This window comes from uncultured Negativibacillus sp. (assembly GCF_944388365.1).
Taxonomy (GTDB): Bacteria; Bacillota; Clostridia; order Oscillospirales; family Ruminococcaceae; genus Negativibacillus.
In genome coordinates this window covers 1-6,431 of the sequence record NZ_CALXIN010000098.1, presented here as the reverse complement: position 1 = coordinate 6,431, position 6,431 = coordinate 1, and the positions used below count along the sequence as shown (strand labels likewise).

General features: G+C 52.8%; 5 protein-coding genes. 3 read left to right on the top strand and 2 right to left on the bottom strand.

The genetic code is table 11. The features are described 5' to 3' along the window. Window positions 1-1,163, top strand: a 1,163-nt coding sequence (cls, locus tag Q0L39_RS10035; protein ID WP_296628859.1) for a cardiolipin synthase, incomplete at its 5' end; no start/stop codon positions are given. A 121-nt stretch (window positions 1,164-1,284) separates the two neighbouring features. Beyond that, a complete protein-coding gene (locus tag Q0L39_RS10030; protein WP_296628857.1) occupies window positions 1,285-2,085 on the top strand; it encodes a hypothetical protein in 801 nt (266 codons plus the stop codon). Between the two features lie 92 nt (window positions 2,086-2,177). Here the strand turns inward: Q0L39_RS10030 and glgB are convergent, their stop codons facing one another. Then, entirely contained in the window at window positions 2,178-4,019 is a 1,842-nt protein-coding gene (glgB, locus tag Q0L39_RS10025; protein WP_296628855.1) for a 1,4-alpha-glucan branching protein GlgB, read from the bottom strand. A 237-nt stretch (window positions 4,020-4,256) separates the two neighbouring features. Between glgB and ald the strand changes: the two genes are divergently transcribed. Further along, complete coding sequence (gene ald, locus Q0L39_RS10020; protein WP_296628853.1) at window positions 4,257-5,366, top strand: alanine dehydrogenase; 1,110 nt, start codon at window positions 4,257-4,259, stop codon at window positions 5,364-5,366. A 76-nt stretch (window positions 5,367-5,442) separates the two neighbouring features. On the opposite strand, the gene Q0L39_RS10015 is transcribed toward ald, so the two are convergent. Further along, window positions 5,443-6,431, bottom strand: a 989-nt coding sequence (locus Q0L39_RS10015; protein WP_296628852.1) for a pyridoxal phosphate-dependent aminotransferase, incomplete at its 5' end; no start/stop codon positions are given.

The following is a 6,431-nucleotide window of genomic DNA, read 5'->3' as shown; positions in this document are numbered from 1 at the left end:
AGATGGAAGCGGATGCTGTCAATCAATCTCGGTATATCACCCGCTGGGCATACAGCCCTCCTTACAGAAATACCTGGACGGAATATCTTCCAATGGGAGAGGTCAAATTTGAACGGATGGTGCAGGAGCTCAAAAAAGCCAAGCATTTTATCTTCATGGAGTATTTTATCATCGAAGAGGGCAAAATGTGGAACACCATTCGGGATATCCTGTGCCAAAAGGTGAAGGAAGGAGTGGATGTCCGCCTCATCTATGACGACATGGGCTGCATCATGACCCTGCCCAACGGCTATAACAAAAAGCTGGAGAAAATGGGCATCAAGTGTGCAGTGTTTAATCCCTTTGTACCGGTGCTTTCCAGTAAATTCAACACCCGCGACCACCGCAAAATCTGTGTCATCGACGGAAACGTCGGTTTTACCGGCGGCGTCAATCTGGCGGACGAATATATCAACGCCTATGAAAAGCATGGACACTGGAAGGACACGGCAATCCTGCTGCGTGGAGAAGCAGTGTTCAGCCTGACAGCGATGTTTTTGTCGATGTGGGACTATCTGACCGGCACAAGGGAGGATTACAGCAACTATCTGCCCACCGAAACGGTGCCGGATGCCAAAGGCTTTGTGCAGCCGTTTGCCGACAATCCGCTCGATGATGAGGCGGTCGGTGAGACGGTGTATATGAACATCATCAACAAGGCCAAACGCTATGTCTATATTACCACACCATACCTGATTATCGACAATGAAATGTGCACCGCACTGTGTACCGCGGCAAAAAGCGGAGTGGATGTGCGCATCATTACGCCGCACGTCCCTGATAAATGGTATGTTCATGCGGTAACCCGCGCCTATTATCAGGTGTTGGTCGAGGCAGGCGTGCGCATCTTTGAGTACACCCCAGGCTTTATCCACGCCAAAACCTTTGTTGCAGACGACGAGTATGCAGTGGTGGGAACCATCAACATGGATTACCGCAGTCTGTATCTGCACTTCGAATGTGGTGCATGGATGTATCAGACATCGAGCGTGCTGGATGTGCGGGACGACTTTTTCAAGACACAGCAGATCAGTCAGGAGATCACAAGAGAACAGTGCAGAAACGTTTCCTTCCCTGTTCGTCTGGGCAGATCGGTGCTGCGAGTGTTTGCTCCATTGATGTAAATATATGGCAGTTTTGGAATGTTTTCTTTTTTCCGTATCTTTCGCCGAAGAAATATGGTACAATAAATACAGGACAGGTCCTTTAAAATAGGGCCCTTTGTAGAAAATGGAGGAAGATAGCATGAGAAAACATACAAAAAAATGGTTGGCGCTGCTGCTTGCAATGGTGACAGCGTGGAGCCTGTTTGGCTGTTCTGCCACACAGCAGCAAGAAACAGCTGATTCTACCGAGCAGACTCAGACAACAGAGGAAACATCCGAACAGGAGACATCGTCGTCCGAAGCGCAGGATGAGCAAACTGCGCAGGCACAATACAGCCGCACACCTGAGGAGATTGCCCAGCAGTTTGCCCAGCAGTGGGTGGAACGCTGGTCGCAGCTTCAGTCGGAGCTCACCATGACAAACGGTCAGGGCCGCGCTTTTCTGGCGGATCTGGACAACGATGGACTGGGAGAGCTGATCTTTCTGTACGACAACTATATTGATTATGATGCGCTGGTCTATCGGATCAGCGGAGAGCAGGCGGAGGAACTTGGTCAATTTACCGTTTCGAACAGCTCCAACGGAGAGCTGAGCTTCTCGCTCTATCAGGGCGCGCAGCCGGTACTGTACTACCAGACGGTGCAGACACACGCCTCCCAGGAAGGAAGCAGCGAGACGGAGGAAAACTTCATCAGCCTGCAGGACGGAGCGATTGTCCGCAATACCCTGTATTATACCAGCTATGGTGATACCAATACCTACTATGACAGTGTAGAGGCAGGCGCTAATGAAATCAGCCAGGAGGACTACGACCTGCTGCGCATCGGCTTGTTTGGCAGCGAGGAAGTCTCCCAGGAGATCGTACTGAGCGCAGAGGATACCGTGGACTGCTCCGATGAACAGGCGGTCGCAGACTACGTTCAGGCATTGTTTGCATAATTTGTACGACACCACAAAGGAGGCAGGAGAAAACGTGAAAACGTTTTCTCCTGCCTCCTTTTATGTTGTTGCGATGCAGCAAAGCCTTTGTATTATTTTTGCGGCGAAACTTTTTCCTGTTGAGCGGCAGGCTGCAAACGAAGCACCACGCCGCTGAGGGCAGGAAGAGGGATTTCCGCATAATACCGCTGTCCCAGCGATACCGCAGGAATAGGCTTGCGGGCAGCATCGGTCGAATCGAGCAGCGGCAGGTAGGTCACAGGCTGCTGACTGCGCAGCGGGTAATACGGGCAGTCGCGGTCGGAAAGATTGAGCAGCAACAACAGCTGGTTGTCGTCGTTGTCTTTGCGCAGAATGGCAAAGGTCTGCGGCAGCACCTGTCCCATGTCCTTCCACTCAAAGTAGCGGCTGTCGTAGTCGCACTGCCACAGCGGAGCATTTTCGCTGTACAGGGCGTTGAGCTTTTGCAGAAAGTCGCAGAAGTCGCGGTGCGCAGGATAGTCCATCAGGTTCCAGCCAGGCTCGCGCTGTTCGCTCCACTCCATAAACTCCGCCAGCTCGTTGCCCATGAAGGACAGCTTCTTGCCAGGGTGAAACATCATATACAGGTACAAACAACGCAGCTGGGCAAACTTCTGCTCGTAGTTGCCCCAAAGCTTGTCGATGATGGTGCGCTTGCCGTGAACCACCTCGTCATGAGAGAGCGGCAGCAGGTAGATGTCCTGATAAAAATAGCTCATCGAAAAGAGCAGACGGTTTTTCATCCCTGCCCGCTGGTCAAACGGCGTTGCAAAGTAATCGAGGGTATCGTGCATCCATCCGAGGTTCCACTTGTAGTCAAATCCTAATCCGCCGTAGCAGACCGGCGCCGTCACCTTGAGGTAGGCGCTGGAGTCCTCGGCAATCAGCAAGACCTCTGGGTGATCCTGTTGGAGAGTGTAGTTGATGGAGCGGATTGCCCACAGTCCAGGATCGTTGAGCCCGTCCTCCTTTTTGCCGTAGCGGTAGATCAGGTTGGAAACGGCGTCGTAGCGGATGCCGTCGAAGTGAAACTGGGAGATCCAGAAATCCAGCGAGGAGCGCAGAAAGCTGATGACATGGGGCTTGGTGAAGTCAAACAGGGCGGTATCCCACTGGGTGTAGCGATGGTCAGGGTCATCCGGCTCATACAGGCTGGAACCGTCAAACAGGTGCAGCGCGTGGAAATCCCGCACAAAATGCACCGGTACAAAGTCGAGAATCACACCGATGTGGGACCGATGGCAACGCTCAATCAGCTCCATCAGCTGTTCAGGGGAACCATAGCGGCTGGTGGCAGAAAAATATCCCGACACCTGATAGCCCCAGGAGGCATCCAGCGGATATTCGGTCAGCGGCAGCAGCTCGATATGGGTATAGCCCATCTTTTTGATATAGGGAACCAGCTGTTCTGCCAGCTCATCATAGGAGTAGAACCGGTCCTGTTCCTCACTTTCAGGGTTTTTGATCTTCCAGGAGCCTGCGTGCAGCTCATAGATGGAGAGTGGACGGTCATAATTTTTGCTGCGCTGTACCATCCATTCATGATCCTGCCAGTCACAGGAGGGCAGAGGATGCAGCACCGAAGCGTTGTGTGGGCGCACCTCGCTGCAAAAGGCAAAGGGGTCAGCACGGTCCCATTTCTCTCCGGCAGCGGTGGTGATGCGGTATTTGTACCGCTGACCATACTGCGGGTCAGGAGAACAGAGCGTCCAGACTCCGCAGTCCAGCCGCTGCATCGGCCAGGGCTGCCAGTCGTTAAAATCGCCGATCAACGCGACCTCTGCGGCAGCGGGAGCATAGACGGTAAAGCGCATCTGTTCTCTTCCGTCCTCCCAGACAGGATGAGCACCAAAATATTTGTAACCTTTGGACGAGCGTCCGCGCAGATATTCAATCAAGGGAGTGATCTCCATCGAAGGACCTCCTTTTCTGTCGTTTTTTCTAAGGCGCTTTTTCTTTCATTATACGACGTTTTCCATCGGATGAATAGAGCAAAATGACTATTCGTACAGTGAAAACGGGAAAAATAAAAAATAGTGACAAAATATTATCAACTCTTGATAAATTACTATAAATATTGCATAATAGAGGAGGAGAAAAGCAATGTCTTTTTATCTGTAATATAAGAACAATCAAGGGAGGCTTCATTTATGAAAATCGGCACTGTCAAAGAGATCAAAAAGTTTGAATACCGTGTAGGTTTGACACCGGACAACGTCAAGAGCTATGTCAATGCAGGTCATCAGGTCTATGTTGAACGCAACGCCGGCGTCGGTTCGGGCTTTATGACCGAGGATTACGTCAAAGCAGGCGCCATCATCCTCGAAACAGCCCGTGAGGTTTGGGCAGCTGCCGATATGATCGTCAAAGTAAAGGAGCCGCTCCCCGATGAATATGGCTATTTCCGCAAAGGTCAGATTATTTATACCTACCTGCATCTGGCGGCGGACCGCGCTCTGACCGATGCCATGCTGGCAGCAGGCGTTTCGGGCGTCGCCTATGAAACATTGGATGACAAAGGCTATCTGCCGCTGCTGGCTCCGATGAGCCAGATTGCCGGACGACTGAGCGTGCAGGAAGGCGCAAAATACCTCGAAAAGCTCTATGGAGGTTCCGGTGTACTGCTGTCCGGCGTGCCTGGTACTCCGAAGGCGAAAGTCGTTATCGTAGGCGGCGGCAGCGTCGGTACCAACGCCTGCAAGATTGCTGTTGGCATGGGTGCGGACGTCACCATCATGGACATCAACATTCACCGCTTGGAATACCTCGATGACATCTTCGGTGCGCGTGTTCAGACGCTGTATTCCAACGATGTCAACATCGAAAATGCGCTCAAGACCGCAGATCTGGTGGTCGGTTCGGTACTGATTCCAGGCAAGAAGGCGCCGAAGCTGATCAAACGGTCCTATCTGCGTGAGATGCGCCCAGGTTCGGTCATCGTCGACGTTGCGGTTGACCAGGGCGGCTGCTGCGAAACCACCCACATGACCTACCACGATGACCCGATCTACAAGGTGGACGGCATTGTTCATTATTGCGTGGGAAATATGCCAGGTGCTGTGCCGAGAACCTCGACCATCGCACTGACCAATGCAACACTGAGCTACGGTCTGGCGTTGGCAGAAAATGGTCTGGAAGCCGCCTGCCATAAGGATGCCCGCATCTATTCGGCGGTCAATACCTACGACGGCAAGCTGACCTGCAAGAACGTTGCTGACAGCTTCAAGATGGAGTACACCGACATTCATGAGTGCTTCTAATCTTCCGATGAGAAAAGCATATAAAAATAGCTTCGTCCCTCCACAGGGACGAAGCTATTTTTGAGTATGTGTCCGATTATTTTACTGCTTTAAAGCCAGGCACGGTTTCAGAAAGCTCAGAAGCCAGCTTTTCAAACGCCGGCATCGAACGCAGGATCTGTTCGCGGCTGACGCAGTAGGACAGGCGGAAATAGCCAGGGCATCCGAACGAGCTGCCAGGAACCACCAGAATGTTGTACTTCTTGGCCATCTCGCAGAAAGCCTTGTCGTCACCGCCTGGTGCCTTGGGGAAAAGGTAGAAGGCTCCCTGCGGTTTGGTGCAGGAGAAGCCCAGAGAGATCAGATGGTTGTAGATCAGGTCACGGTTTTCACGGTAAGGAGTGACATCGACGCTGAGATCTGCGACCCGTGCGATCACCTTCTGGAACAGCGAAGGAGCGTTGACAAAGCCGAGGATACGGGTGGCAACGTTGAGGGCGGACAGAATCTCGTCCAGACCGTCCATGCCGTTGTTGGCGGCGAGGTAACCGATACGCTCACCAGGCAGCGACAGCGACTTGCTGTACGAATAACCGATGAAGCCATTGCGGAAGTAGTCGAGGATGTACGGAACCTCCACGCCGTCGTAGGCGATTTCGCGGTAAGGTTCGTCCGAAACAACATAGATGCTCGAACCAAATTCCGCCTGCTTCTGCTCGAGAATCTCCGCCATTTCCTTCAGAAGGGAGGCAGGGTAGACAACACCGGTCGGATTGTTCGGGGTATTGAGGATGACCGCCTTGGTGTGCGCGGTGACAGCAGCCTTGAGGGCCTCCAGATCGGGCAGGAAGGTGTCGGGATGGGTCGGGACAACTACCAGCTCACCGTCGTAGTTGTGGACATAGTGGGTGTACTCGCCGAAAAATGGCGCAAAGACGATGACCTCGTCGCCAGGGTTGAGCAATGCCTTGAACAGAACATTGAGTCCTCCTGCGGCGCCGCAGGTCATGACGATGTTCTGTGCGGAAAGCTGGGAGCCGTGGGCGCGGTTGAGCTGGTCGGCGATGCTCTGACGCACCTGTTCAT